This window comes from Nonomuraea maritima, assembly GCF_900100395.1.
Taxonomy (GTDB): domain Bacteria; phylum Actinomycetota; class Actinomycetes; order Streptosporangiales; family Streptosporangiaceae; genus Nonomuraea; species Nonomuraea maritima.
This window is the reverse complement of the sequence record NZ_FNFB01000004.1, coordinates 288,689-313,407: the sequence shown is the minus strand read 5'-3', so window position 1 is coordinate 313,407 and position 24,719 is coordinate 288,689. Positions and strand designations below refer to the sequence as shown.

At 71.6% G+C, this 24,719-nt stretch carries 25 protein-coding genes; 18 read left to right on the top strand and 7 right to left on the bottom strand.

Going from position 1 to position 24,719, the window contains the following annotated elements; all coding sequences use genetic code 11:
- Nucleotides 1-70: 70 nt before the first annotated feature.
- The 16 genes from BLR04_RS10235 to BLR04_RS10165 all read left to right on the top strand — a co-directional run bounded on the left by BLR04_RS10235 (nt 71) and on the right by BLR04_RS10165 (nt 14,871).
- Nucleotides 71-1,645 (top strand): MFS transporter, encoded by a 1,575-nt coding sequence (locus BLR04_RS10235; protein ID WP_090762061.1) that lies wholly within the window; start codon nt 71-73, stop codon nt 1,643-1,645.
- A gap of 23 nt (nt 1,646-1,668) precedes the next feature.
- Nucleotides 1,669-1,824 (top strand): hypothetical protein, encoded by a 156-nt coding sequence (locus BLR04_RS40515; protein ID WP_176903018.1) that lies wholly within the window; start codon nt 1,669-1,671, stop codon nt 1,822-1,824.
- Between the two features lie 78 nt (nt 1,825-1,902).
- Nucleotides 1,903-2,283, top strand: a complete 381-nt coding sequence (locus tag BLR04_RS10230) for a phage holin family protein (RefSeq protein WP_090762059.1) — start codon at nt 1,903-1,905, stop codon at nt 2,281-2,283.
- Nucleotides 2,280-3,440: a DUF3618 domain-containing protein gene (locus BLR04_RS10225; RefSeq protein ID WP_090762057.1), complete on the top strand. Its 1,161-nt coding sequence runs from the start codon at nt 2,280-2,282 to the stop codon at nt 3,438-3,440. Before BLR04_RS10230 ends, BLR04_RS10225 begins: the two co-directional genes overlap by 4 nt.
- Nucleotides 3,441-3,514: 74 nt before the next feature.
- Nucleotides 3,515-3,898: a protease inhibitor I42 family protein gene (locus tag BLR04_RS10220; protein ID WP_090762054.1), complete on the top strand. Its 384-nt coding sequence runs from the start codon at nt 3,515-3,517 to the stop codon at nt 3,896-3,898.
- A gap of 17 nt (nt 3,899-3,915) precedes the next feature.
- Nucleotides 3,916-4,647: a DUF1838 family protein gene (locus tag BLR04_RS10215; protein ID WP_218128801.1), complete on the top strand. Its 732-nt coding sequence runs from the start codon at nt 3,916-3,918 to the stop codon at nt 4,645-4,647.
- On the top strand, nt 4,644-5,054 hold the full coding sequence (locus BLR04_RS10210; protein WP_090762050.1) for an HIT family protein: 411 nt from the start codon (nt 4,644-4,646) through the stop codon (nt 5,052-5,054). Before BLR04_RS10215 ends, BLR04_RS10210 begins: the two co-directional genes overlap by 4 nt.
- Nucleotides 5,055-5,190: 136 nt before the next feature.
- Nucleotides 5,191-6,369 (top strand): sensor histidine kinase, encoded by a 1,179-nt coding sequence (locus BLR04_RS10205; protein WP_090762048.1) that lies wholly within the window; start codon nt 5,191-5,193, stop codon nt 6,367-6,369.
- A gap of 33 nt (nt 6,370-6,402) precedes the next feature.
- On the top strand, nt 6,403-7,152 hold the full coding sequence (locus BLR04_RS10200) for a LytR/AlgR family response regulator transcription factor (protein ID WP_090762046.1): 750 nt from the start codon (nt 6,403-6,405) through the stop codon (nt 7,150-7,152).
- Nucleotides 7,149-7,589: a hypothetical protein gene (locus BLR04_RS10195; protein WP_245740153.1), complete on the top strand. Its 441-nt coding sequence runs from the start codon at nt 7,149-7,151 to the stop codon at nt 7,587-7,589. Before BLR04_RS10200 ends, BLR04_RS10195 begins: the two co-directional genes overlap by 4 nt.
- Nucleotides 7,586-9,073 carry a sodium/solute symporter gene (locus BLR04_RS10190; RefSeq protein ID WP_090762045.1) on the top strand — a complete coding sequence of 496 codons (1,488 nt, stop codon included), beginning with the start codon at nt 7,586-7,588 and terminating at the stop codon, nt 9,071-9,073. The genes BLR04_RS10195 and BLR04_RS10190 overlap by 4 nt, the downstream gene beginning before the upstream one ends.
- Nucleotides 9,074-9,110: 37 nt before the next feature.
- Nucleotides 9,111-10,268 (top strand): trans-sulfuration enzyme family protein, encoded by a 1,158-nt coding sequence (locus tag BLR04_RS10185; protein WP_090762043.1) that lies wholly within the window; start codon nt 9,111-9,113, stop codon nt 10,266-10,268.
- A gap of 201 nt (nt 10,269-10,469) precedes the next feature.
- Nucleotides 10,470-10,799 (top strand): DUF485 domain-containing protein, encoded by a 330-nt coding sequence (locus tag BLR04_RS10180; protein ID WP_245740152.1) that lies wholly within the window; start codon nt 10,470-10,472, stop codon nt 10,797-10,799.
- Between the two features lie 17 nt (nt 10,800-10,816).
- Complete coding sequence (locus BLR04_RS10175; protein WP_090762039.1) at nt 10,817-12,415, top strand: solute symporter family protein; 1,599 nt, start codon at nt 10,817-10,819, stop codon at nt 12,413-12,415.
- Between the two features lie 142 nt (nt 12,416-12,557).
- On the top strand, nt 12,558-14,273 hold the full coding sequence (locus BLR04_RS10170) for an alpha-amylase family protein (protein WP_090762037.1): 1,716 nt from the start codon (nt 12,558-12,560) through the stop codon (nt 14,271-14,273).
- A 7-nt stretch (nt 14,274-14,280) separates the two neighbouring features.
- Nucleotides 14,281-14,871 (top strand): DinB family protein, encoded by a 591-nt coding sequence (locus BLR04_RS10165; protein ID WP_090762035.1) that lies wholly within the window; start codon nt 14,281-14,283, stop codon nt 14,869-14,871.
- 14 nt (nt 14,872-14,885) lie between these two features.
- Here BLR04_RS10165 and BLR04_RS10160 read toward each other — a convergent pair whose 3' ends face one another.
- The 7 genes from BLR04_RS10160 to BLR04_RS10130 form a co-directional block, all read right to left on the bottom strand.
- Nucleotides 14,886-15,473, bottom strand: coding sequence for a GTP-binding protein (locus tag BLR04_RS10160; RefSeq protein ID WP_090762033.1), 588 nt, complete (start codon nt 15,471-15,473; stop codon nt 14,886-14,888).
- A complete protein-coding gene (locus BLR04_RS10155; RefSeq protein WP_090762031.1) occupies nt 15,454-15,831 on the bottom strand; it encodes a DUF742 domain-containing protein in 378 nt (125 codons plus the stop codon). Before BLR04_RS10155 ends, BLR04_RS10160 begins: the two co-directional genes overlap by 20 nt.
- Nucleotides 15,828-16,253 (bottom strand): roadblock/LC7 domain-containing protein, encoded by a 426-nt coding sequence (locus BLR04_RS10150; protein WP_090762029.1) that lies wholly within the window; start codon nt 16,251-16,253, stop codon nt 15,828-15,830. The genes BLR04_RS10155 and BLR04_RS10150 overlap by 4 nt, the downstream gene beginning before the upstream one ends.
- Entirely contained in the window at nt 16,250-18,637 is a 2,388-nt protein-coding gene (locus BLR04_RS10145; RefSeq protein WP_090762301.1) for a sensor histidine kinase, read from the bottom strand. Before BLR04_RS10145 ends, BLR04_RS10150 begins: the two co-directional genes overlap by 4 nt.
- A 145-nt stretch (nt 18,638-18,782) precedes the next feature.
- Complete coding sequence (locus BLR04_RS10140; RefSeq protein ID WP_245740151.1) at nt 18,783-20,294, bottom strand: prenyltransferase/squalene oxidase repeat-containing protein; 1,512 nt, start codon at nt 20,292-20,294, stop codon at nt 18,783-18,785.
- A complete protein-coding gene (locus BLR04_RS10135; RefSeq protein ID WP_090762027.1) occupies nt 20,291-21,139 on the bottom strand; it encodes a terpene synthase family protein in 849 nt (282 codons plus the stop codon). The genes BLR04_RS10140 and BLR04_RS10135 overlap by 4 nt, the downstream gene beginning before the upstream one ends.
- Nucleotides 21,136-22,470, bottom strand: a complete 1,335-nt coding sequence (locus BLR04_RS10130) for a cytochrome P450 (RefSeq protein ID WP_176903017.1) — start codon at nt 22,468-22,470, stop codon at nt 21,136-21,138. The genes BLR04_RS10135 and BLR04_RS10130 overlap by 4 nt, the downstream gene beginning before the upstream one ends.
- A gap of 161 nt (nt 22,471-22,631) precedes the next feature.
- Between BLR04_RS10130 and BLR04_RS10125 the strand changes: the two genes are divergently transcribed.
- Nucleotides 22,632-23,609, top strand: coding sequence for a polyprenyl synthetase family protein (locus BLR04_RS10125; protein ID WP_245740150.1), 978 nt, complete (start codon nt 22,632-22,634; stop codon nt 23,607-23,609).
- A gap of 38 nt (nt 23,610-23,647) precedes the next feature.
- Nucleotides 23,648-24,577 carry an aldo/keto reductase gene (locus tag BLR04_RS10120; protein WP_090762023.1) on the top strand — a complete coding sequence of 310 codons (930 nt, stop codon included), beginning with the start codon at nt 23,648-23,650 and terminating at the stop codon, nt 24,575-24,577.
- Nucleotides 24,578-24,719 lie beyond the last annotated feature (142 nt).

Sequence of the window (24,719 nt, the reverse complement as noted above, 5' to 3'; positions counted from 1 at the left end):
CACGTCCCTGTCCCACCGGCCTGGCGCCTGTCCCGGCGCTGATCCCGCACGCCCTTTACGGAAGGAAACCATGACCACCCATAGGCCTCCTCAGGCGACCGCGCCGGACGCGCGTCAGCTGCGCGCGATCCTGATCACCGTCTCGATCGCGCTGATGGCCGTCATCGCCTCGGTGTCCGGGCTGAACGTCGCCCAGACCCACATGGCCGTCGAGTTCGGCGCCTCGCAGACCACCGTCCTGTGGATCATCAACGTCTACACCCTCGCCCTGGCCGCGCTGCTGCTGCCGTTCGGCGCGATCGGTGACCGGCTGGGTCGCAAGCCCATGCTGATCACTGGACTCGTCGTCTTCGGCGCCGCCGGCGTCGTCGCGGGGCTGGCCCCGTCGGCCGGGGTGATGATCGCCGCCCGGGTGGCGGCCGGCGCCGGCGCCGCGATGATCATGCCGGTCACCCTCGCCGTCATCACCTCCACCTTCCCCGAGCAGGAGCGCGGGAAGGCGATCGGAGTGTGGACGGGTGTCGCCGGAGGCGGCGGCATCCTGGGGATGTTCCTCTCCGCCCTGCTGGTCGACGTCGCCGACTGGCGCCGGCTGTTCGTGCTGCCCATGGTGCTGGTCGTCGCAGCGCTGGTGATGACAGTGAAGTCGGTGCCCAACTCCCGCGAACGCGCCACACACTCCTTCGACACCGTCGGTGCGCTGCTCTCCGCCATCGCCGTGATCGGTCTCATCTTCGTCCTGCAGGAAGGCCCCGAACGCGGTTGGACCGCCCCCGTCACGTTGATCAGCCTGGCCGCCGGCGTCGTCGCCGCCCTCGCCTTCGTGCTCTGGGAGCTCCGCCGTCGCGACGCGTCCCTCCTGGATGTACGCCTTTTCCGTGAGCGCGGCCTGGCCTCCGGCTCGATCACCCTCCTCGTCGTCTTCGGCGTCCAGGCCGGTATCGCCGTCGTCCTCTTCCCGTTCTTCCAGGCCGTGCTCGGCTGGTCCGGACTGTTGTCGACCCTGGCGATGATGCCCATGGCCGTCGTGATGATGACGACCTCGGGCCTGGCCCCGAAGCTGGCCGCCAGGATCGGCGCCCGCTCCACCATGACCGTGGGCGTCGCCCTGGCCGCCCTCGGCCTGGTGCTGATGGCGCTGCTCGTGTCCGTCGACGGGGGCTATCCGTCCGTCCTGGCCGGCATGCTCGCCATGGGCGCCGGCATGGGTCTGTCGATGACGCCCTCCACCGAGGCCATCACCGGCTCACTGCCCCACGCCCAGCAGGGCGTCGCCTCCGCCCTCAACGACGTCACCCGTGAGTTCGGCACCGCTCTGGGCGTCGCCATGCTCGGCGCGCTCCTGGCCGACGGCTACCGCAGCGCCATCGACGGCGAACTCGACAACATCCCTCACGGGGCCGCGGACACCGCCCGCGAGGGCATCGCCAACGCCATCGAGGCCGCACCCGCCGCCGGCGGGCACGCCCCGGACCTGATCCTCGCCGCGCAGCACTCCTTCGTCGACGGCTGGCAGCAGGCCATGTGGATCGGCGCCGCCGTCATGGCGGCACTGCTCCTCCACGTCGCCGTACGCGGCCCGAGGAACACCGCACCCCTGCATGCCGACGACCGGCCGGCCGCGGAGAGCGCCGCCGCTCGTTGACCCCGATGGGTAGGGTGAAAGGTATGAATCCTCCCGGATCGTGGTGTGAGCGGCCGGAGCCGCAGGCTCCCTCGTGTGAGCTTCCCTCGCCGTGGAGCAAGCCGGAGCAGCCCGCCGGCTGGTGTGAGACCGGCGAGGACGCACTGCTGTCGTTCCTCGGCGGGCCGGCGCGGCGCTAGCGGCGGTCGCCGCAGGTGGGGGGTTGATAGAACCTCCGCCCCGTGGGTAGTCGCCTTCCCCAGTGGAGGAGGCGAACGGTGAACGACACCCACAAGCTGGTCAACGATCTCTCCGAGCAGGTTTCCCGGCTCGTGCGGGACGAGCTCCGTCTCGCCCGGCTGGAGCTCACGCAGAAGGGCAAGCGAGCGGGAGTCGGCGCCGGCCTGGTCGGCGCGGCGGGAATGGCCGCGTTCTTCGGCGGCGCGACCCTCGTGGCGGCCGTCGTCATGCTCCTCGCTCTGGTCATGCCGGGGTGGCTGGCCGCCGCCATCGTGGCGGTCGTGCTGTTCATCGCGGCCGCGTTGCTCGGGCTGACCGGGAAGAAGCAGGTCAAACGCGTCGGCCCGCCGGTTCCTTCGGAGACCATCGCGAGCGTCAGGGCCGACATCGACATGGTCAAGGAGAAGGCACGCCGATGAGCGAGACCGACCCCGGTCGCAGTGACCAGCACGCCGGCAACCTCGGGGCCCGCCGAGCGACCGTGGGCACGCCGACCGAGCGTGAGTCGATCAACGTCCCCCCGACAAGGCCGGGCGCGGCCGAGAACGCGCGCCGGTTCGAGGCCGCCCAGAAGGCCCACGAGACCTTCGTTCCACAGCCCCCCATTCCGGACGAGCGGACGGAGGCCGTGGAGAGCCGGCGTCCCGAGGAGGAGTCCCTGGAGGGGACCAGAACGAGGACGCGCGGCAACGGCCCCAAGGGACGGCGAAGCAGGGGACACGACCACACCGACGACGAGGAGGACGACGTGCGCAGGGATATCGAGGAGACCCGCAGGGAGCTGGGTGAGACCGTCAGCGCCCTGGCGGCCAAGACGGACGTGAAGGCCAGGGCGGGGCACGCCGCCGGCATGGCCAGGGACATGGCCAGGAGCAAGGCCCACGACGCGGCCGAGACCGTCAGAGGCAGGGCCTCCAAGGTGGCGGACAGGGTGCGCGAGGGCACGCCCGGCCAGGTCGGCGGCGGGAAGCGTCCGGTGATGCTCCTCGTGGTTGGCGCGGTGACCGCCGTCGTGGTGCGTCGCATGCTGTCGAACCGCCACGCGACCAAGACCCCCCGCCTGCGGATGGGTGGCGCGTCCACCAGAGCTCCTGGTCTGCGGATGGGCGGCGCCTCGACCCAGGTTCCTCGGCTGCGGATGCGAGGTGGGGGGACTTCTCGGATGGGCGGCACGACGACCAAGGCTCCTCGGGTGCGCACGCACGGCGCGGCCACCAGGGTTCCCCGGATGAGGATGGGTGGCGCGGCCACCCCGATTCCCCGGCTCAGCATGCACGGTGCGGCGAGCAAGGCTCCTCGCCGGCGGACCGGGCGTCCGATGATGGAGCGGATGGGCATCAGGCCCCGCATGTCGATGGGCCGCCGGCTGATGGGCCGCTTCCCGATGGCCCGCCAGCGGACCGGCACGCTGTCCGGCCTGATGGCGCGCCTCATGCCCATGAAGGCGCGGCGCCGCTCCCTCATGGAACGCATGGGGATGGGCCGCCGTTCGAAGTCAGGACGACTCAGCATGCCGGGCCACCGCACGGCGTCGGCGCGTCCCGCCGGGGCCCTGCGCCGCTGGATCCTCCAGTGAGACCCGCGACGCCGTGTCCCGGCAGCGGGCGGTGCGCCGCCAGGAGGGCCGCCCCGGCCCGATAACCTGCCGGAATGATGCGTCCAACCGCCGCCGTCCTGCTCGCCCTGCTCCTGGCGGGTTGTGGCGGCGGCACCGCGGTCAGCCACTTCGGCACGGTCGTCAAGGGTCGTGAGGGCGCCACCGCGCAGGTGGAACTGGAGCCGGGGCAGCGGTTCTCGCTGGCCGTGCCCGACACCCCTGCCCCGGGCGACGACTGGCGGCTCGTGGAGGTGCCCGACCCGAAGGTGGCCTCGTTCATCAGCGAGGAGCAGCCCGACGAGGGCGGCACCGCGTACTTCGTCTTCAACGCCAAGCGGCCGGGCGTGACCGAGGTCCGGCTGCGCCCGGCGCCGCCCGCCAAGGAGGACGCGGTCTTCAGCGTGACCGTCCGCGAGCGGGGACGGACCGTCCCCTGACGGTTAGGCTGCGGGACGTGGACTTCATCCGGGTACGCGCGTCCACGGACGGCGCCGAGACCTTCTCGTACTGGACCGGCGACGTCTACGGCTGGCAGGACGACGGCGGGCCGCACCACCTGTTCGGGTTCGAGGGCGTCAACGTGGCCCGCGCCGTACGCTCCGACGACGGCTGGCGGCTGCTCACCAGGGAGGTCGCCCTCTACCTCGACCCCGCCACCCGCGAGGTGGCCGACTCCTGGGACAACCCGCTGACCGGCCGCAGGGTCGAGGTGCAGCACGTCTACAACGACCCGGTCAACCAGCGGCTGGGCGACCACGCGGTGCCGGTCACGCGCCTCGGCGACCAGGTCGTCTACAACGTGGACGTCCGGCTCGCCTACCCCTCGCCGCTCAAGGTCGCCGACTACCCCGACAACTCCGCGAGCGACACCTACCGGGCGCTGGAGCTGTTCCAGTTCTTCGTCTCGGCGCGCGACCTGGACGCGGGGCCGCCCGGGGTGCCCGCCGCGTTCTCGTGGTGCCGGGTGTCGCCGTGGCTGCCGTGGATGGCGATGGGGCAGCGCGGCGGCGGGCTGGTGTACCACTGCAGGGGGGCCAAGTTCGCGCGGGCCGCCGAGCTGCCCGTACGGCTGCGCGAGCGCGCCGGCGAGCACTTCCTGCACGCCCCGGAGACGTGGACGGCGCCCAACATGACGAGCTGGACGGCGTTCGCGGCCCGGCAGCGCCCGGATGGGGCGGGCACGTGAACGCCGACCTGTTCTGCGAGATCATCGCCGGCGAGCGGCCCGCCCACGTGGTGGGCGCGGACGCGGTGGCGGTGTCCTTCCTCGACGTCCGGCCGGTCTTCAAGGGCCACGTGCTCGTGGTGCCGCGCGCCCACGTCGAGACGCTGTCCGACCTCCCGGTGGCCGACGTGGGGCCGTTCTTCGAGCGGGTGCAGGCCATGGCGAGGGCCGTGGAGGAGGGGCTGAAGGCCGGCGGCACGTTCGTGGCGATGAACAACCGCGTCAGCCAGAGCGTCCCGCACCTGCACGTGCACGTGGTGCCCCGGGTCAGGAAGGACGGCCTGCGCGGCTTCTTCTGGCCGCGCACGACGTACGAGTCCGACGACGAGGCCGCCGCGTACGCCGACCTCGTCGCCAAAGCCCTGTAAGTCGAAGCCCTGCGAGTCAAAGCCCTGCGAGTCAAAGCCCTGTGGGTCGAAGCCCCGTGAGTCAAGGCGCTGTGGGTCGAGGCGCTGTGAGTTGAGGGGCCTGCGCGGCGCGGCCCGCGCGGGCTAAGCTCCCCGCGTGGAGTACCTCGTCGGGTCCGCCGTGGTCGCGGTGGTCGTCGGCGTGCCCTCGTTCGTGCTGTGGCGCGTCATGCGGGGTCGCCGCGAGCTCGGCACCAGCCCGGCCGAGCGCGCCACGTTCGAGACCCTGCACACCGCGTCCCTGGCCGGGCCGCCGCTGCGGGCCGGGCTGACCGCCGACGGCGCCGAGCGGGCCTCCCGCCACCTGCGCGCCCTGCTCGGTTCGGCGGCGCTCGCCATCACCGACGGCGAACGGCTGCTCGTCTACGACGGCGCCGGCGAGCACCACGCCGCCGAGGCGTACGAGCACGCGGCGGCCACCCTCAAGGACGGCCGCACGCAGGTGCTCACCATCGACTGCGACCTGCTCGAATGCCCCGTACGGCAGGCCGTCGTCGTCCCGCTCACCACCGACGACCGCGTGGTGGGCGCGCTGGCCGCCTACGGGCAGAGCGCCTCGGCCGGGCTGGTCAGGGCCGCCGAGGAGGTGGCCGGCTGGGTCGACTCGCAGCTCGAGTTGGCCGAGCTCGACCGTTCGCGCACGCTGCTCATGGAGGCCGAGGTGCGCGCGTTACGGGCGCAGATCTCGCCGCACTTCATCTACAACTCGCTGACCACGATCGCCTCGTTCGTCCGCACCGATCCCGAACGGGCGCGAGAGCTGCTGCTGGAGTTCGCCGACTTCACCCGCTACTCCTTCCGGCGGCACGGCGAGTTCACCACGCTGGCCGAGGAGCTGCGCTCGATCGACCGCTACCTCATCCTCGAGCGTGCGAGGTTCGGCGACCAGCTTCAGATGACGCTGCGCATCGCGCCCGAGGTGCTGCCGGTCGCGGTGCCGTTCCTGTGCCTGCAGCCGCTGGTCGAGAACGCCGTACGGCACGGCCTTGAGAGCAAGAACGGCGTCGGGCGCATCGCGATCATCGCCGAGGACGCGGGGGCGGAATGCCGCATCAGCGTCGAGGACGACGGCCTCGGGATGGATCCGGAGCGGCTGCGCCGCATCCTCGCAGGTGAGATCCCCTCCGCGGGCGGCGTCGGCCTGGCCAACGTGGACGAACGGCTCCGCCAGGTGTACGGCGACGAGTACGGCCTCGTCGTCGAGACGGCCCCCGGCGCGGGCACCAAGGTCAACGTCAGGTTGCCGAAGTATCACCCAGGTGTATCCGCCCGTTGACCCCGTTGTTCGTTGTCGGTTTCATCACTGTCTATGGCGCTACTCCGGGTCCTCGCGGTCGACGACGAGCTACCCGCCCTCGAAGACCTGTCGTACCTCCTGCGTGCCGACCCCCGTATCGGCGAGGTGAGCACGGCCCGGGACGGCGCGTCGGCGTTGCGGCTGCTCGACCGCTCCATCGCCGAGGGACGGCCGATCGACGCCGTCTTCCTCGACATCAGGATGCGCGGGCTCGACGGGGTGGTGCTCGGGCGGTTGCTGTCGCGCTTCGCGAACCCGCCCCGGGTCGTGTTCGTCACCGCGTACGAGGAGCACGCGGTGGACGCGTTCGAGATCAAGGCGGAGGACTACCTGCTCAAGCCCGTACGGCCCGAGCGGCTGGCGGAGGCGATCAGGCGGGTGGCGGTCTCGGCCGAGGTGCCGGTGGAGGGCGGCGAGAGCGACACGATCCCGGTCGAGCTGGGCGGGGTGACCCGCTTCGTCTCCAGCTCCGACGTGGTCTACGTGGAGGCGCAGGGCGACTACGCCCGCCTGCACACGGCCTCGGGCAGCCACCTGGTGCGCATCCCGCTCGCCTCCCTGGAGGAGCGGTGGTCGTCGGCGGGGTTCGTCCGTGTGCACCGCAGCCACCTGGTGGCCGTCAAACACATCGAGGAGTTGCACATCGACTCCGGCAGGTGCACGGTGCGGGTGGGCGACACCGAGATCCCGGTGAGCCGCCGGCACACCCGCGAGCTGCGCGACATGCTGGTCCGCCGCGCCAGGAAGGGCAGGCAGGAATGAGCGCACGAAGGGCCGGCGAAGGAGCGGGCGCGGAGCAGCGCCAGGCGCGCCGCTCGCCGCTGCCGCGCGCCGAGACGCCGCGCCGCGTCCCCGTGACGAGCCCGCGCACGGCGGCCGCCCGGCGTCCCCGCTACCCGGCCACCCGCGAGATCGACGAGCAGACGCGGGTGGGCGAGGTCTACATGCGCTCGCTGCTGCGCACCCAGTTCCGGCTGGCGCTGTTCGTCTGCACGGTGCTGGCCGGCGTCGTCGGCGGGCTGCCGGTGCTGTTCCTGCTGATCCCCGAGCTGCGCGAGGCCGACCTGCTGGGCGTGCCGGTGCCGTGGGCGGTGCTCGCCGGGCTCATCTACCCGGGCTTCGTCCTCGGGGCCTGGTTCTACGTGCGGCAGGCCGAGCGCAACGAGCGCCACTTCGCCGAACTGGTCGAACGCCGGTGAGCCTGACCGCGGTGCTGGTCGTCGTGGTGGCGGCCGTGCTCATCGGGGCGTTCGGGATCCGTTTCTCCCGCACGACCTCCGACTTCTACGTGGCCTCCCGTACGGTCAGCCCGCTGTGGAACGCCTCCGCCATCGGCGGCGAGTACCTGTCGGCGGCGTCGTTCCTCGGCGTGGCGGGGCTCGTCCTGTCGTTCGGCGTCGACATGCTGTGGCTCCCGGTCGGCTGGACCGGCGGCTACCTGGTGCTGCTGGTGCTGGTGTCGGCGCCGCTGCGCCGCTCGGGGGCCTACACGCTGCCCGACTTCGCCGAGGCGCGGCTCGAGTCGATGACCGTGCGCCGCACCGCGAGCGTGCTCGTCGTGCTGATCGGCTGGCTCTACCTCATGCCGCAGTTCCAGAGCGCGGGGCTGGTGCTGCGCACCATCACGGGCGCGCCCGTGTGGGTGGGCGGGCTGCTCGTCGCGGTCGTCGTGGCGGTGAACGTGCTGTCGGGCGGCATGCGGTCGATCACGTTCGTGCAGGCGTTCCAGTACTGGCTCAAGCTGACCGCGCTGGCGGTGCCGCTGGTGTTCCTGCTGATGGCCTGGCAGTCCGACGGCGCGCCCGCGCTGAGCGCGGAGGACGCGGCCACCTGGCAGGTCCCGCTGACCGGCGGCCGCGACTACGCGCTGTACTCGACGTACTCGCTGATCCTGGCCACGTTCCTCGGCACGATGGGGCTGCCGCACGTGCTGGTGCGCTTCTACACCAACCCCGACGGGCGGGCGGCGCGCCGTACCACGCTGGTGGTGCTGTCGCTGCTCGGCGCGTTCTACCTGCTGCCCGCCGTGTACGGCTGGCTGGGCCGGATCTACGCCCCCGACCTGGTGCGGACCGACACGGTGGTGCTGACGCTGCCGTCGCGGATGATCGGCGGCACCCTGGGCGACGTGCTGACCGCCCTGGTCACCGCGGGGGCGTTCGCGGCGTTCCTGTCGACGTCGTCCGGGCTGACGGTGTCCGTCGCCGGGGTGATCGCGCAGGACCTGCTGAAGGGCGGGGTGCGCTCGTTCCGGTGGGCGACCCTGATGGCGGTGGTGGTGCCGCTGGCCCTGGCGCTGTGGGCGCGGGCGCTGCCGGTGGCCGACGTGGTGGGGCTGGCGTTCGCGGTGGCGGCCTCGTCGTTCTGCCCGCTGCTGGTGCTGGGCATCTGGTGGCGGCGGCTGTCGACGACGGGGGCGCTCGCGGGGCTGCTCGTCGGCGGCGGGCTGGCCTGCGCCGCGGTGCTCGTCACGATCACCGGCGGGCCGTACGAGGGGGTGACGGGGGCGCTGCTGGCCCAGCCTGCGGCCTGGACGGTGCCGATCGCGTTCGCCGTGATGGTGGCGGTGTCGTTCCTGACGCCCGACCGGGTGCCGGCGGGCGTGGCGCGGACCATGGTACGGCTGCACACCCCGGAGAACCTCGACCTCGACCGCGGCGACTGGCGTCCCCGCTCGTCCTGATCAGGGTTGTTGTCCCACTCTGTCGTAGTCTGCCCCCATGCATGATGACGACTGGATCTGTGGCCGGTTGGGTGAGGACGAGCCCTGGATCCTGGGGGCGGTCAACCCGCCGGTTTTCGAGAACTCGCTGTTCACGTTCGACTCGGCCGAGGAGCTCGGCGCGGCTATCAGGAACGAGGACGAGCGCTACGTCTACTGGCGGGGCACCAACCCGACGGTCGACCTCGTCCAGCGCAAGCTCGCGGCGCTGGAACGCGGTGAGCGGGCCAAGTGCTTCGGGTCGGGCATGGGGGCCATCTCGGCGACGATCTCCTCGCTCGTGTCGGCCGGCGACCACGTGCTCGTGCTCGGCGCGATCTACGGACCCACCACGCAGTTCCTGCGCTACCTGGAGAAGTACGGCGTCACGCACACGCACGTCGACGACCTCGCGGGCTGCGCCGAGGCCGTCCGGCCGAACACCCGCCTGCTGTACTTCGAGTCGCCGTCGTACATGGCGTACGGGGTGGTGGACATCGCCGAGGTGACCGCGTGGGCGCGGGAGCGGGGCCTGGTGACCGCGATGGACAACACGTGGTCCACGCCGCTGTTCCAGAAGCCGCTGACGATGGGCGTCGACCTCGTGGTGCACTCGCTGTCGAAGTACATCGGCGGGCACAGCGACCTGGTGGGCGGCGTGGTCGTGGGTCCGGAGCGGCTGATCCGGCCGCTGGCGCTGACCGAGTACCAGCTGTACGGGGCCGCCATGTCGCCGCACGACGCGGCCAAGGTGATCAAGGGGCTGCGCACGCTGCCCGTGCGGATGGCCGCGCACCAGGAGCGGGGGCTGGCCGTGGCCGCGTACCTGGAGAATCATCCCTCGGTGCGCGGGGTGAACCACCCGGGGCTTCCCTCGCACCCGGGGCACGCGGTCGCGGTGCGGCAGATGACCGGGTTCTCCAGCCTGTTCAGCTTCGAGCTGGACACCGACTCGGCGGACCGGGTCGGCGCCTTCCTCACCAAGCTGCGACATTTCAGGATCGGGGTGTCGTGGGGTGGATTCGAGAGCCTGGTGAACGCGCCCGCGCTGACCGTGGAGGAGAGCGTCCGGGCCACCATGGGCGTCCCCGTCGGCCTCGTCCGCCTCTCGGTCGGCCTGGAGCCCGCGGATACTCTGATCAAGGACCTCGACCTGGCCCTGGAGGAGCTGGCCTAGGCGGCCGCGCGGGCCGGGAGAGGGCTGGAGGGCGGGTGGGAAAAACGAACCGTTCGTCGCGCAATACAGACCTTTCATCGCAGGCCACCTCCAACTAATCGCCCGGCCGCTGCGGCTCGCCGAACAACGCCGTCACCGGCCTCCACGACGGGTAGGTTGCGCTCTTACGTTGGGCGTGATCCGCATCACAGTGGAGGTCCCGTGACGACCAAAGAACATGACGCATCCGTCTATGAACACATGCAGGAGAGCAGCGAGTTCCAGGATCTGAAGCGGCGTTTCCGCCGCTGGACGTTCCCGATGACCGTGGCGTTCCTGGCGTGGTACCTGCTGTACGTGTTGCTGTCCGGCTGGGCGCGCGGCTTCATGGCCGTCGAGCTCGTCGGCCACATCAACATCGGCCTCGTCCTCGGCCTGTTGCAGTTCGTGTCGACCTTCCTCATCGCCTGGGCGTACTCCAGGCACGCCGAGAAGAAGCTTGACCCGATCGCCGACAAGCTCCGCCACCAGGTCGAGGAGAAGACCAAGTGAGCTCCACCACTCTGGGGATGATCCTCTTCCTCACCTTCGTGGCCGCCACGCTGGGGATCACCTACTGGGCCAGCCGCCAGACCAAGACGGCGGCCGACTACTACGCGGGCGGCCGGTCGTTCAGCGGTGTGCAGAACGGCCTGGCGATCGGCGGCGACTACATGTCGGCCGCCTCCTTCCTCGGCATCGCGGGCATCATCGCGCTGTCGGGTTACGACGGGTTCCTGTACTCGATCGGCTTCCTGGTGGCGTGGCTGGTCGCGCTGCTGCTGGTCGCCGAGCTGATGCGGAACTCCGGCAAGTTCACCATGGCCGACGTGCTGGCGTTCCGGATGAGCCCCCGCCCGGTGCGCACGGCGGCCGGCGTGTCCACCATCGTGGTCAGCATCTTCTACCTGCTCGCCCAGATGGTCGGCGCGGGAGCCCTGGTCGGCCTGCTGCTCGGCATCACCGGTGAGGCGGCCAAGGCCTGGACCATCGTCGGCGTGGGCGCACTGATGATCGTCTACGTGGTGTTCGGCGGCATGAAGGGCACCACCTGGGTCCAGATCGTCAAGGCCGTCCTGCTCATGGGCGGCGCCGCTCTGGTGACGGTGCTCGTGCTGGGCAAGTTCGGCTTCAACCTCTCGGCCCTGCTCGGGCAGGCGGCGTCGGTCAGCGGCCCCGAGGCCAACCCGCAGAGCTTCCTCAGCCCCGGCCTGAAGTACGGCACCGAGGCGCAGGGACTGGCGGGCAAGATCGACCTCATCAGCCTCGGTCTCGCGCTGGTGCTCGGTACGGCGGGTCTGCCGCACATCCTCATCCGCTTCTACACCGTGCCCACCGCCAAGGACGCCCGCAAGTCCGTCCTGTGGGGCATCGGCATCATCGGCGTCTTCTACCTGCTCACCCTGGTCCTCGGCTTCGGCGCGGCGGCCCTGGTCGGCAGGGAGGCGATCGCCGCGGGCGACGCGGCAGGCAACACGGCGGCGCCGATGCTGGCCCAGGCGATCGGCCAGGAGATCTTCGGCGACGTCGGCGGCACGCTGCTGCTCGCCCTCATCGGTTCGGTCGCCTTCGCGACCATCCTCGCCGTGGTCGCCGGACTCACGCTGGCCTCCTCCTCCAGCTTCGCCCACGACCTGTACGCGCACGTCTTCAAGCGCGGCCAGGCGAGCGAGCGGCAGGAGGTCGTCGTGGCCCGGATCTCGGCCCTGGTCATCGGCGCCGTGGCGATCGGACTCGGCATCCTCGCCCAGGGGCAGAACGTGGCGTTCCTGGTGGCGCTGGCGTTCGCGGTGGCGGCCTCGGGCAACCTGCCCGCGATCCTCTACAGCCTGTTCTGGAAGCGGTTCAACACGGCGGGCGCGGTGGCGGCCATCTACGGCGGCCTGGTCTCCGCCCTGCTGCTGGTGATCTTCTCGCCGGTGGTGTCCGGCGGGCCGACCGCACTGTTCAAGACCGCCGACTTCGCCTGGTTCCCGCTGAGCAACCCCGGCATCGTCTCGATCCCGCTCGGCTTCCTGTGCGGCTGGATCGGCACGGTGCTCAGCAAGGAGTACAACGCCGCCAAGTACGCCGAGATCGAGGTGCGCTCGCTCACCGGCGTCGGCGCCGAGAAGGCCTCGGAGCACTGATCCAAGGACGGTTCTCACAGCGAGGCGCCCATCCGCTGCCCCGGGGGCGCCCGCACACGGAGGGCCCGGCCGCCCCAGGCCGGGCCCTCCCCTTTTGTCGCTTTTTGTACGATATGGGCACCTTCTTTCCGAACGGTTGCCCATGCGGATCACCACCACCGACGCCGCCTACTTCCTGGACAGCGGCTCCTACCACCTGACGGTCTCGCGTACCGACCCCAGCGCCGAGCTCGAAGGCTGGACGACCCTCAGCCTGATCGCCTCGGTGCACCCCCACGGCGGGCGTGACGAGACCTACGAGACGCTGCCGCCCGTGCTCGCGCTGCGCGGCGACACCGCGGTCTTCGACGTCCAGCAGCGCAGCACCGCGTGGGAGACCAAGACGGTCCGTCTCACCTGCACGCCGGAGACGATCGCGCTGGAGGTGCGGGTCGAGGGCGCCGGCGTGCTCGGCGACGTGACGCTGCTCGGCGGCCGGGCCGTGCTCCGCACCGGCGCGGCGGGCACGTTCCGCTCGGGCGTGCACGCGCTCGGCGTCTTCAGCCCCGCTCCCGCCCACCCCGTGCAGGTGGTGCGGCCCGCGGCGGCGGCCGTCGCGCTCACCGCCGTCGGCGACGCCTCGCCCGGCCGCCTGCACGCGGTCTTCTCCCCGCCGCCGTTGGTGCTCGCCTTCTGCAAGGAGCAGCCGGACGGCGCCACGGCCGTGCCAGGCGGCCCCTGGCTGGGCGCGTCCGTACGGGCCGGGATCCCCGATCTGACCTTCACCGAGGTCACGTACGAGCCGCTGGACGGAGGGGCGCTGCTGCGCCTCGACTACGAGGGCCACACCGAGGTGCGCGGCGCCTGGACGTCACCGGCCGTGGTGCTGCGGGCGGCCGGGTCGCCCTGGGAGGCGATCTCGCACCACCGGGCCGACCTGGTCGCGCACGGCCTCGCCCCCGAGGGCCCGGTGGGGGAGCGGCACGCGTGGTGGAGCGAGCCGATCTTCTGCGGCTGGGGCGCCCAGTGCGCGCGTGCCGACGGGGTCTCCCCGGTGGAGCTGTCCCGCCAGGACCTGTACGACGGCTGGCTCGCCCGGCTGGAGGAGCACGGCATCGTGCCCGGCACGATCGTGATCGACGACCGCTGGCAGCTCGCGTACGGCGACCCGTGGCCCGACGAGGCCAAGTGGCCCGACCTGCGCGCCTGGATCGCCGGCCGGCACGCGCGCGGTCAGCGCGTCCTGCTGTGGTGGCGGGCCTGGTCGGCCGAGGGGCTGCCGGCGGAGGAGTGCGTGACCGACGCGGGCGGGCGCGCCGTGGCCGCCGACCCGTCGAACCCGGCCTACCGGCGCAGGATCACCGCCGTCATGGAACGGCTGCTCGGCGACCTCGGGGCCGACGGCTTCAAGATCGACTTCACCCAGCGCTCCCCGAGCGGCTCCCACCTGAAGTCGTACGGCTCCACCTGGGGCCTCGCCCTCCTGCACGAGCTGCTCGCCGCCCTGTACGGCGCCGCCAAGCGCGTCAGGCCCGACGCCCTCATGGTCACCCACACGCCGCATCCCGCCTTCGCCGACGTCAGCGACATGGTCAGGCTCAACGACGTGCTGGAGCTCGACGCAAGAGGCGAGCCCGTGCCGGTCGTCGACCAGCTCCGCTACCGCCACGAGGTCGTCCGCCGCGCCCTGCCGCACCACCTCGTCGACACCGACCAGTGGCCCATGCCCGGCCGGGCCGAGTGGCTCGCCTACGCCGAGGCGCAGCCGGCGTACGGCGTGCCCGCGCTCTACTACGCCGAGGCCGTCGACAACTCCGGAGAGGAGATCACCGCCGCAGACCTTAATAGCGTGGCGTCGTGGTGGTGGCCCGCGCGATGATGGCCCGATGACCGAATCCCCCGCAAAGTCCGACCTGCACCACTACCTGACCAGGGCCCGTGAGGCGATGCTGTGGAAGCTCGACGGGCTCTCCGAGTACGACCTTCGCCGCCCCCTGACCCCCACCGGCACCAACCTGCTGGGGCTCGTCAAGCACATGGCCGGCGTCGAGGCCGGCTACCTCGGCGAGTGCTTCGCGCGGCCGTTCCCCGAGCCCCTGCCGTGGATGGAGGAGGACGCCGAGGACAACGCCGACATGTGGGCGACCGCCGAGGAGTCGCGCGACTCCGTCGTCGCGCTCTACCGCAGGGTGTGGGCGCACGGAGACGCCACGATCGCCGCGCTGCCGCTGGAGGAGACCGGCGAGGTGCCGTGGTGGCCGGAGGAGGTCCGGCATCCGACGCTGCACCGGATCCTCATCCACCTGATCGCCGAGACCAACCGGCACGCCGGGCACGCCGACATCGTCCGGGAGCTCATCGACGGCGCCGTCGGGATGCGCAAGGGCAGCGAGAACCTGCCGGGCGGCGACCAGGCGTGGTGGGACGGCTACCGCGCCCGGCTGCAGAAGGTCGCGGAGGACGCCCGCCACGCCTGAGCCGAACCCCCGACTCAGCTGCCGACGGGTTCGGCGCGCAGCCGGGCGGAGTGCTTGACCAGGGTGACGAGCACCTCCCGGCTGGAGTCGCGCTTGCGCGCGTCGCACATCACGATCGGCACCGACGGGTCGAGCTGCAGCGCCAGGCGCACCTCGTCCAGCTCGAACGTGGGCGAGCCCTCGAAGCAGTTGACCGCCACCACGAACGGCGTGCCGCGCCGCTCGAAGTAGTCGACCGACGGGAAGCAGTCGGCCAGGCGCCGGGTGTCGGCGAGGATGACCGCGCCCAGCGCGCCCTCGGCAAGCTCGTCCCACACGAACCAGAACCGCTCCTGCCCGGGCGTGCCGAACAGGTACAGGACGTAGTCGGCGCCCAGGGTGATGCGGCCGAAGTCCATCGCCACGGTGGTGGTGCGCTTGGCCTCCACCGACGTGATGTCGTCCACGCCGATGCCTCGGTCGGTCAGCACCTCCTCGGTGCGCAGCGGCCGGGTCTCGGAGACCGCGCCGACCATCGTCGTCTTGCCCGCCCCGAAGCCGCCGGCGACCAGAATCTTGATCGCCGTCGGCAGGCGCGGGCGTTCAGAGCGAGCGAAGGCCATCGAGCACCGCCCGGTACATCTTGATGTCGTGCATGTCCACCTCGGATCGTGGTTCCTGGGCAGAGACGAGTTCGCGGTCGAACAGGTCGCCGAGCAGCACCCGGATCGTGCCGGCCGGCAGATCGAGGTAGGCGGCGATCTCGGCCACGGACTTGGGTTCGCGGCAGATCTGGAGGATCCGCAGATGTTCGGGATCGAGGCCGGCGTCCGGGCCCGGCAGGGGCCCGACCGCCAGCGCCATCGAGATCAGGTCGAACTTGCCGTGCGCGGGCTGGGTGCGCCCGCGGGTCACGACGTAGGGGCGGATGATCTCCGGATCGACCCAGTTCTCGTCGGTGGGCTCGCCGGCGCCCCTCATCGCTCGTCCCGGGAGGCGGCCTCGGCGGCGGCGTTGCGGGCACCGGAGGTCAGATACTGGCCCACCCGCGTCACCAGCATCTCCATCTCGTACGCGACCAGCCCGATGTCGGAGTTTCTCGGGCACAGCACCGCCAGGCAGGCCCGCTCGCCGGCCGTGGTGACGATGAGGAACTGGTGCTTCCACTCCACCACCGTCTGGCGCACGGCCCCACCGGCGATCTGGTCGGACACGCCCTTGGCCAGGCTCTGCAGCCCCGACGCGACGGCCGACAGGTGCTCGCCGTCGGTGCGGTGCAGGCCGGCAGAGGAGGCCATCAGCAGGCCGTCCGACGACAGCACGATGGCGTGGTCGGCGTCCTTGACACGGCGTACGAGGTCGTCGAGCAGCCAGTTGAGGTCGGTTCCCGACGTGGGCGTCATGCTCCACCTCCCGGCTGGTCGTCCATGGGCTTGTCGTCGATCAACTCGGCCGCTCGCGTCCGGCCGAGACGGGTTCCTGACTGGAGGGATCCCATCATCGCGCGGATCTCCTCCGGCGAGCGATCGTCATCGTCCTCCTCGTGGTCGGGCTGCGCGGGAGCGTCGTCGCGCAGCGCGGGGGCCAGGTTGGCCTGGGGCACCCGCAAGGGGAGCCCCGACGGGGTGAACTCGGCCACAGGCTGCTGCTCCGGTTCGGCCGGCGTTTCTGACTGGGCTGGGCGGGAGCCGGGCTCCCGGCGTACGACGCGTTCGGGCCGCGTCACAGGGTCGGGCACGGGTGCAGGGGGCGGCGCGGGGTTTCCTGACGTGTCCGCCGTCGGGACGGGGTTCACCCGCCGCAGCGAGCGCACGTTCCCGGCCGGCGCGGACCTGCCCGCCACGGAGGCGGCGGGCTGCCGGCGCGGCAGTCGATCCTGCTCGTCGGAGCCGCGCGACTCCGGCGACGGGTCGAGCTGGACGAGCTCCTGCGGCAGCAGCACCACGACGGTCGTGCCGCCGTACGGCGACGACTTGAGCACCACCTGGATGTCGTGCCGCTTGGCCAGCTGGCTGACGACGTAGAGGCCGAGCCGGGCGGTGCCGGTGATGCGGAACTCGGGCGGGTCGGCGATCCGCGCGTTGGCGGCGTCCAGGTCCTCGGGCTTCATGCCGAGCCCGCGGTCCTCGATCTCGAGCACGTAGCCGTTGGCCACGAGCTGCCCGCCGACCTGGACGTTCGTGTACGGCGGCGAGAACGACACGGCGTTCTCGATCAGCTCGGCGAGCAGGTGGATGACGTCGCCGACGGCGCGGCCGACGAGCACCACGTCGCCCATCGGCATGAGCGAGACGCGCGTGTAGTCCTCGACCTCGGCCAGCGCGCCGCGCACCACGTCGACCATCGGCACCGAACGCCGCCACGTACGGGCGGGGGAGGAGCCGGACAGCACGATGAGGTTCTCCGCGTTGCGGCGCATGCGGATGGCGAGGTGGTCGAGCCGGAAGAGCTCCTTCAGCTCCTCGGGGTCGGTCTCGCGGCGCTCCATCACGTCGAGGACGGTGAGCTGCCGGTGCACCAGGCCCTGCGTCCTGCGGGCCAGGCTGAGCAGGATGTCGCGGATGCCGCGGCGCAGCTCCGCCTGCTCGGCGGCGACGCTGATCGCGGTGCGCTGCACGGCGTTGAACGCCTGGCCCACCTGCCCGATCTCGTCGTCGCCGAAGTCGAGCGCGGGGGCCTCCTTGGCGACGTCGACGTCCTCGCCGTGGCCGATGCGCTCGACCACGCTCGGCAGCCGCCGGTCGGACAGCTCGTGGGCGGCGTTCCGCAGCTTCTTGAGCTGGGCGAGCAGCTGGCGGCTGGTGGTGATCGACAGCACGATCGAGGCGATGACGGCGAACAGCCCCAGACCACCCGCGAGGATCAGCCGGACGATGACGCCAACGGCGAGGGGCGTGATGCGTTCGAGGAGCCGGTCACCGCCCTCCACCGTCACCGCTTGCATGCTGCCGAGCAAGGCCTCGGCCGACTTGCGCCACTCCTCGCCGGTCACCGGCAGCGCGTCGGAGACGGGGTCGTGCCGGAGCAGCTGCGTCTCCATGGCCTGCACCCGGGTGACGGGAGTGGTCTTGAGCCAGGCGTCGAATGCGGCCCGGTCCTCGGCCGGCAGCTCCGGCAGCTGCTCGTTCAGCGCGTAGTCGAAGACGCCCGCGACCTCGACGAACTCGGTGTGCTCGGCTGGCGTGAAACCTCCCTTGGCGAAGACGCCGGCGAGCAGGGCGTCCTCGCGGGCGAACATCTCCCGCGCCCGGTAGATCTCGTTCAGCGTGCGGCCGGCCTTGGCGACTTCCTTGTCGTCGAACTCGGCCACGGAGTCGTACATGCGGTAGAACGAGTCGATCAGGGCGTTGTACCGTCCGGCGGCCTGCGAGAGGTCGGGCCTCCCGTCGTCGACCCACGCGCGCACCGCGCTCAGCTGGGCGAGCTGGGCCCGCACCTCCGTCACGCGGCGGGCGAGCGAGGCGTCCATGGCGAAGTCGGCCGCGGTGCCCGAGACGGAGGTCTCGAACTCCGCCCGCAGGGCGTCGGTCGTGGCCCGCTGCTCGCGCAGCCGCTCGTCCTCCTCGGACGCGCCCGTACCCAGGTGGGAGAGGGTCAGGCGGCGCTCGCGCTGCAGCTCGACCACGAGTGGCTCGCTCGGCTCGATCACGCTGCTGTTCACCGTCGCGGCCCACAGCAGGTTGGCGCCCTCGCGCAGCGTGACCCAGGCCGCGAACGCCCACAGGCAGGCGAGTGAGACGATGAGTGCCGTGATCTTCGCCCGGACACTGGCGTTACGGAAGCGCATCGAGCCCACCCATAGAGGAAACAGCGCGGTCAACGTGCCGTGTCAAGAAAAAGCAATAGACATCCCAGCAACCTGACACCCGGGTCACCCTAGCAATGCAGCATTACTCCCTCAACACGAAACACCATGATTAGACGGCTATGTCCTATTTTTTCCCAGTAAATTCCCCCTGAATGTGGGACCGCGCCACATGCATGGCCGCGAGGAGGGCGGCGCGCACAATTGCCGTCGGGCTGTAAAGGTCCTTGTCATGCCAGAGCGGTTCATAATCTGATAAATCGCCCATTTTGGTGAGGTACTCGTACCCGCGCCCCGCCGCCGCCACGGCCCGCTCGTCCGGCTCCGGCCCGCACAGCAGCAGCGCCTGCACGGCGTACGCCGTCTCCTCGGGCCTGCCCGTCCACCGGCCCCACGAGCCGTCGGCCCGCTGCGTGGACAGCACCCACTCCCGGGCCGCCAGCACCGCTCCGGCGTACCGCGGGCCGCCGAACTCGCCGAGTGCCAGCACACAGCTCAGCGTCGCGTAGTACGGCGAGGCGTGCCACCGGTCGTTCCAGCTCCCGTCGGCCTCCTGGCGGGCCGCCAGCCAGCCCGCCACCCGCGCCATCACCGGCTCGTACGTGGCCGCTGCGGCGGGCCTGCCCCGCACGTACGCGCCGAGGGCGTCGAGCACGTGGGCGTTCACGCTGACCGAGAAGCCGTCCTCGCCCTGCCACGTGCAGAAGTGCTCCCCGGAGTCGAACGCCAGCAGCGACGCGGGCTCGCACGGCATCCCGAGCAGCGCCAGGGCGTAGAGCGCCACGCTGGTCGTGTCGGCGTCCGCGGGCAGGCCGGCGCCGGCGGGGGTGCCCGCCGGGCCGATCGCGGTCCGCAGGTCGGCCGCCATCTCCGCCGGCACCTCCACCGGGACCCCGGCCCTGACCAGCCAGCTCAGCACCCATCCGCGCTCGAACACGGTGATCGGCAGACCGACGGGCACCGGGCCGCCGTAGCGGGTGGCCACGGCCTCCAGGTGCCGCCGGGCGCTGTCGGCGGAGTCGTGCGGCGCCGGGGCCCTCAGCCAAGCAGCCGTCGCGGCAGGGGAGGCGCCGACCGTGCCGATCGAGGTCGGGCTGACGGCCCCTGCCCCGGCGCCCGCCACCTCCAGCACGTGCAGCAGCTTCTGCGGCGGCTCGCCGCCCGACTCCAGCAGCCGCCTGACCATGGCGAGGCGGGTGATGTCCATGCCGGGCGGCAGCGGCAGCGGGTCTGCGCAGCCGTGCTCGTTGATGAGGTCGATCAGGTGCGGCACGATCAGCTCGATCGCCGGCGTGTCAGGGAGTTCGGGCGGGTCGTGCAGCATCTTGCGCAGCGCGTCCAGCCCGGCCCGCGCGGCCGGCATGAGGACGGCCGGGTCGCCGTCGTCGCCCTCGGCCGCGGTCAGCAGCGCCTCGGTGGCGCTCAGCGTGGGTACCAGCCCGTAGCCGTCGGGCGCGCCCCAGCTGCCGTCGCCGCGCTGCTCCTCCAGCAGGTACGCCACCCGTTCCTGCTGCCCCACCAGCCAGGGCGCGAGCGTGACCAGTCGGCCCGTCTCGTATACCGAGGGCGACACCTGGCCCCAGGGCTTGGCCATGAGCTCGGCGACGAGGTCGTTCGCCCGCCGGGTGAGATCGTTCACGACGCGGCCCAGAAGTCGGACAGACCATAGAAACCGGCGCTGTAGTGGATCTGCCAGGTCAGGTACTCGGCGGCCCGCGGATGGGCCGCCCGGATCGGTTCGATCAGTTCGGCGGCCTCCTGGGCCAGCCCGGCCATGCGGTCGTTCACGGCGTCCGGTTCCCATCCCAGAGTGAAGACGTTGACGTCGCCCGAGCCGGACTCGCGCTGCCGGGTGGCGACGTCGTTGAGCAGCCGCAGGTAGCGCTGCACCGCCTCGCCCGCGGGACGCAGGCGGTGCAGGTCGGCGGGTGAGGCGGCCACACCGGTGCGGATCCAGTGCGAGACGGCGACGAACAGGGCGCCGCAGCTGTCGGCGTTGGCCAGGTACTCGTCGGGTCCCGGCCCGTGCTCGGCCCGGCTCCACTCCCACTCACGTGACATGGCGATCAGCAGGCGTTCGAGCTGGTCCTGCCAGGCCGCCTCCATGGCGGGCGAGGCGCCGAGCTCGGCCCGCAGGTCGGCGGCGAAGGCGGCGAGCGGCGAGGCCGCGCGCTCCCCACCCAGGCACGCGGCGACCACGGCGGTCACCTGGTCCTGGGAGTCCGCCTCCTCGTCGATCAGCCGGTCCACCGCGAACAGCAGCAGCGAGGCCCGGTTGATCACGCGCAGCTCCTCCGGCGTGGACCAGGGCGACCCGAACGCGCCGGCCATCGCCAGCGAGCCGTAAAGGCCGGCGTCGAAGGACTTCTCCGGGAAGAGCCCGTCGTAGCGGGCCGCGACGCGGGTGAGGTCGCGGCCGCCGGCCACCGCCAGCGCGCACGTCCGGCCGATCCCGAAGGGACCGGTTCCGGCGGGGCCGCTCATGCCGGGACCAGCGTCATCGTGAGGCCAGCGGCGGCGCGCAGCGAGGAGGCCAGGCGAGGGGTGAGCTGACCGTTGTGGTGCACGATCGGCCGGTACTTGCGCAGGATGCCGGCGATCAGCAGCGGCGCCTCCATCATGAACAGGTGCTGCCCGAAGCAGACATGCGGACCCGCGCCGAACGGCCAGTACGCGTACCGGTGGCGCTTGGCCTCCCCGCCGGGCGCGAACCGTTCGGGGTCGAACTCCAGCGGCCGGTCCCAGAACCGCGGCAGCCGGTGCGTCAGGTACGGGCTCAGCAGCACCGTCGAACCGGCCTCGATGGTGACCCCGCCCACGACGTCGGTCGCGACGGCCCTGCGGGGCAGGATCCAGCCCGGCGGGTAGAGCCGCAGCAACTCGTTGACGAACATCCTGAGGTAGACCAGGTCGGGCAGGTGGCGGGTGCTGAGCGGCTCGTCGCCGACCACCCGCTCCACCTCCTCGTACACCTTGGCGGCGACCTCCGGATACGCCTGGAGCACCGGCCAGACCCAGGTCAGCGCGGTCGCCGAGGTCTCCGTCGAGGCGCCGTGCATGGCCACCAGGTCGTCCCTGATCCGCCGCTCGCCCTCCTGGCCCGCGATGTCGCGGCGCGCCCGGACCAGCCGCGAGACGACGTCATCGCCCTCCTGGTCCTCCGCCCTGGCCTGCCGGATGGGGGGGTAGACCACGTCGTCGATGGTCCTGATCGCCCGCCTGAACGCCTGGTCGCCCGGCATGGGGAAGGCCGCGGGCATGAACGGCATCACCAGGCGGATGGCCTTGGCGGTCACGGCCACGTCGTAGGCGGGCACCAGTCGCTGGATGTCGGTCGCCGAGATCTTCGCCCCGAAGAACAGCCGCACGATCGTCGGGTGCACGATGGCGGAGATCCCCTCGGCCACGTCGAACGGGCGGCCCGGGACGACGGTCTCCTCGATGAGCTCGTGGATGAGCTCCGCCATGCGTTCGGCCAGCGAGTTCACGTATTTCGCGGTGAACAGCGGCTGTAAGATCCGGCGGCTCTCGGCCCAGCTCTCGCCGTCTGAGAAGATGCCCTCGCCGAGCAGCGGGGCGAGCGGATCCCAGAACATCCCCTCACGTACGTAGTTCGGCTGGTTGCGGACCAGCACGTGCTGCACGTGGTCGGGGTGCGTCACCAGGTAGGGCCGGAACGGCCCCATGCTCAGCCGGACGAGCTCGCCGTCGGCCTGCGTGCCCGCCTCCTCGAAGGCGTTGACGGGGATGCGCGCGTGTCTGGTCAGTTTCCGGAGGAAGGGCAGTGTTCTGGTGGGGGCGGCGTCGATCGCCATGGTCTTTCCTCCATCGCCGACGTTGCCTGACCGTGTTGCGGACATTTACTGACATATGTCAGGCAGTGGGTGGAGTATCACATGGTTCTCCCGGTACATTCAAGATCGTACTCGGGTAGGAGCACCTGGTGACTCTCAGGCATCCCTTAGACGGTGGAGCAGTGGAGCGATTCCGCCACCTGCTGGAACCGGCCCTCCGCGAGGCCGTCTCGGCCCTGCATCCATGGGGGGCCAAGATGGCAGCGTTCGCGATGGGCTGGTCGGACGTCGACGGCCGTCCACAGGGCGGTGACGGCGGCAAGGGCCTGCGGCCCGCCATCGCCATGCTCAGCGCCGAGGCCGTCGGGGCCCCGGCGCGTTCCGCGCTGCCCGGAGCCGTCGCGGTGGAGCTCGTGCACGTGTTCTCGCTCGTGCACGACGACATCATCGACAACGACGAGCGGCGCAGGCACCGCGACGCGCTGTGGAAGGCGTACGGCGTGGGTCCCGCGCTGCTCGCCGGCGACGGCCTGCTCGCGCTGGCCGTGAGCCGGCTCGCCGGTCAGCCCGAGGCGTCGCGCTACCTGTCGCGGGCCCTGGTGGAGCTGGTCCAGGGGCAGATGGCCGACATGGTCAACGAGAACCGGCCCTGGCGCGGAACCGACCGGGTCGGCGCGGCGGAGTACGCCGAGATGGCGGCGGGCAAGACCGGCGCGCTGCTCGCCGCGTCCGCGGCGACCGGCGTGGTGCTCGGCGGAGCGCCCGAGCTGGGCGAGCGCATGTGGGCCGCGGGCCGCGACCTCGGCGTGGCGTTCCAGATCGCCGACGACATCCTCGGCATCTGGGGCGAGCCGCAGATCACCGGCAAGCCGGTGCACAGCGACCTGCAACGCGAGAAGAAGACCCTGCCGGTGCTCGCGGCCCTCGACGCGGGCAACACCGCGGCCAGGGAACTGTCGGCCGTGCTGGCCGCCGGCATCACCGACGAGCAGGCCGCCCGGCACGCCGCCGAACTGGTGGAGGCGGCCGGCGGGCGGGCCGCGGCCAGGTCTGCGGCCGACCGTTATCTCGCCCGCGCGCTGGAGGTCATCGACGACTGCCTGCCGGACGCGGCCGAGCTACGGGCCCTGTGCAAGTCACTCGTCAATCGCGTCACCTGAGGTGCGGATCGGATTTCGGGTGCGCTCATAATGGCCGCATGAGAACGATACCCAGAACCAGTCTGTCCGTCTTCCCTCTTGCGCTCGGCGCCAACGTCTTCGGCTGGACGGCCGACAAAGAGACGTCCTTCGCCGTCCTCGACGCGTTCGTGGCGGGCGGTGGGAACCTCATCGACACGGCGGACGTGTACCCGGTCTGGGCGACCGGCGAGTCCACCTCCGAGATCATCATCGGCGAGTGGCTGGCCTCGCGCGGCAACCGTGAATCCGTCCTGATCGCCACCAAGGTGGGCGCGCTGGAGGGGCTGTCGGGGCTGGCCCCGGCGACCATCCGCACCGGGGTGGAGAACTCGCTGCGGCGGCTGCGTACCGACTACATCGACCTCTACTGGGCGCACCGCGACGACCGTGACACGCCGCTGGCGGACACGCTCGCCACGTTCGACGAGCTCGTCCGCGAGGGCAAGGTCCGCCACATCGGCGCGTCCAACTACGACGCCGCGCGGCTGGGCGAAGCCCTCAAGATCTCCGACGAGCAGGGCCTGGCCCGCTATGTCGCGCTGCAGCAGCACTACAACCTGGTCGACCGCACCTACGAGGGCGAGCTGCGGGACGTCGTGTCCAGGGAGGGGCTCGGCAGCACGCCGTACTTCGGGCTGGCGCGCGGCTTCCTGACCGGCAAGTACCGTCCTGGCGTCACCGTGGACAGCCCCCGGGCGGGGCAGGCGGCCGAGTACCTGAACACCGAGCACGGGCCCCGGACGCTGGAGGCGCTGGAGAAGGTCGCCGCCGAGCGGCAGGTCGCCCCGGCCGCGGTGGCGCTGGCCTGGCTCGCCGCTCAGCCGACGGTCACGGCTCCGCTGGCCAGCGCCCGCAGCCTTGAGCAGCTTGAGCCGCTCATGGTCGCCGGCACGCTGACGCTGACCGCCGAGGAGCTCGACCTCCTCGACAAGGCCTCCCACGTCTGATCCGCTCGACCTCTCCCGACCGGGCCCGGCCCTGCGCTGAGGGCCCCGGTCGGGTCACGAGTGGCGGGTCACGAGTGGCGCCGGTTCCCGCCTGTGGTGTCAGGCCACGCCGTGCGCGCGGCGCCACTCGTCGATGCCGCCC

Coding starts and splice junctions, on each gene's coding strand:
- BLR04_RS10155 (WP_090762031.1), bottom strand. CDS start 15,831: ATGAGGGGCGCCGGCGAGCCCACCGACGAGAACTGGGTCGATCCGGAG.
- BLR04_RS10220 (WP_090762054.1), top strand. CDS start 3,515: ATGATGCGTCCAACCGCCGCCGTCCTGCTCGCCCTGCTCCTGGCGGGT.
- BLR04_RS10165 (WP_090762035.1), top strand. CDS start 14,281: ATGACCGAATCCCCCGCAAAGTCCGACCTGCACCACTACCTGACCAGG.
- BLR04_RS10170 (WP_090762037.1), top strand. CDS start 12,558: ATGCGGATCACCACCACCGACGCCGCCTACTTCCTGGACAGCGGCTCC.
- BLR04_RS10175 (WP_090762039.1), top strand. CDS start 10,817: ATGATCCTCTTCCTCACCTTCGTGGCCGCCACGCTGGGGATCACCTAC.
- BLR04_RS10135 (WP_090762027.1), bottom strand. CDS start 21,139: ATGAGCGGCCCCGCCGGAACCGGTCCCTTCGGGATCGGCCGGACGTGC.
- BLR04_RS10145 (WP_090762301.1), bottom strand. CDS start 18,637: ATGCGCTTCCGTAACGCCAGTGTCCGGGCGAAGATCACGGCACTCATC.
- BLR04_RS10235 (WP_090762061.1), top strand. CDS start 71: ATGACCACCCATAGGCCTCCTCAGGCGACCGCGCCGGACGCGCGTCAG.
- BLR04_RS10185 (WP_090762043.1), top strand. CDS start 9,111: ATGCATGATGACGACTGGATCTGTGGCCGGTTGGGTGAGGACGAGCCC.
- BLR04_RS10150 (WP_090762029.1), bottom strand. CDS start 16,253: ATGACGCCCACGTCGGGAACCGACCTCAACTGGCTGCTCGACGACCTC.
- BLR04_RS10120 (WP_090762023.1), top strand. CDS start 23,648: ATGAGAACGATACCCAGAACCAGTCTGTCCGTCTTCCCTCTTGCGCTC.
- BLR04_RS40515 (WP_176903018.1), top strand. CDS start 1,669: ATGAATCCTCCCGGATCGTGGTGTGAGCGGCCGGAGCCGCAGGCTCCC.
- BLR04_RS10225 (WP_090762057.1), top strand. CDS start 2,280: ATGAGCGAGACCGACCCCGGTCGCAGTGACCAGCACGCCGGCAACCTC.
- BLR04_RS10160 (WP_090762033.1), bottom strand. CDS start 15,473: ATGGCCTTCGCTCGCTCTGAACGCCCGCGCCTGCCGACGGCGATCAAG.
- BLR04_RS10195 (WP_245740153.1), top strand. CDS start 7,149: ATGAGCGCACGAAGGGCCGGCGAAGGAGCGGGCGCGGAGCAGCGCCAG.
- BLR04_RS10130 (WP_176903017.1), bottom strand. CDS start 22,470: ATGGCGATCGACGCCGCCCCCACCAGAACACTGCCCTTCCTCCGGAAA.
- BLR04_RS10200 (WP_090762046.1), top strand. CDS start 6,403: ATGGCGCTACTCCGGGTCCTCGCGGTCGACGACGAGCTACCCGCCCTC.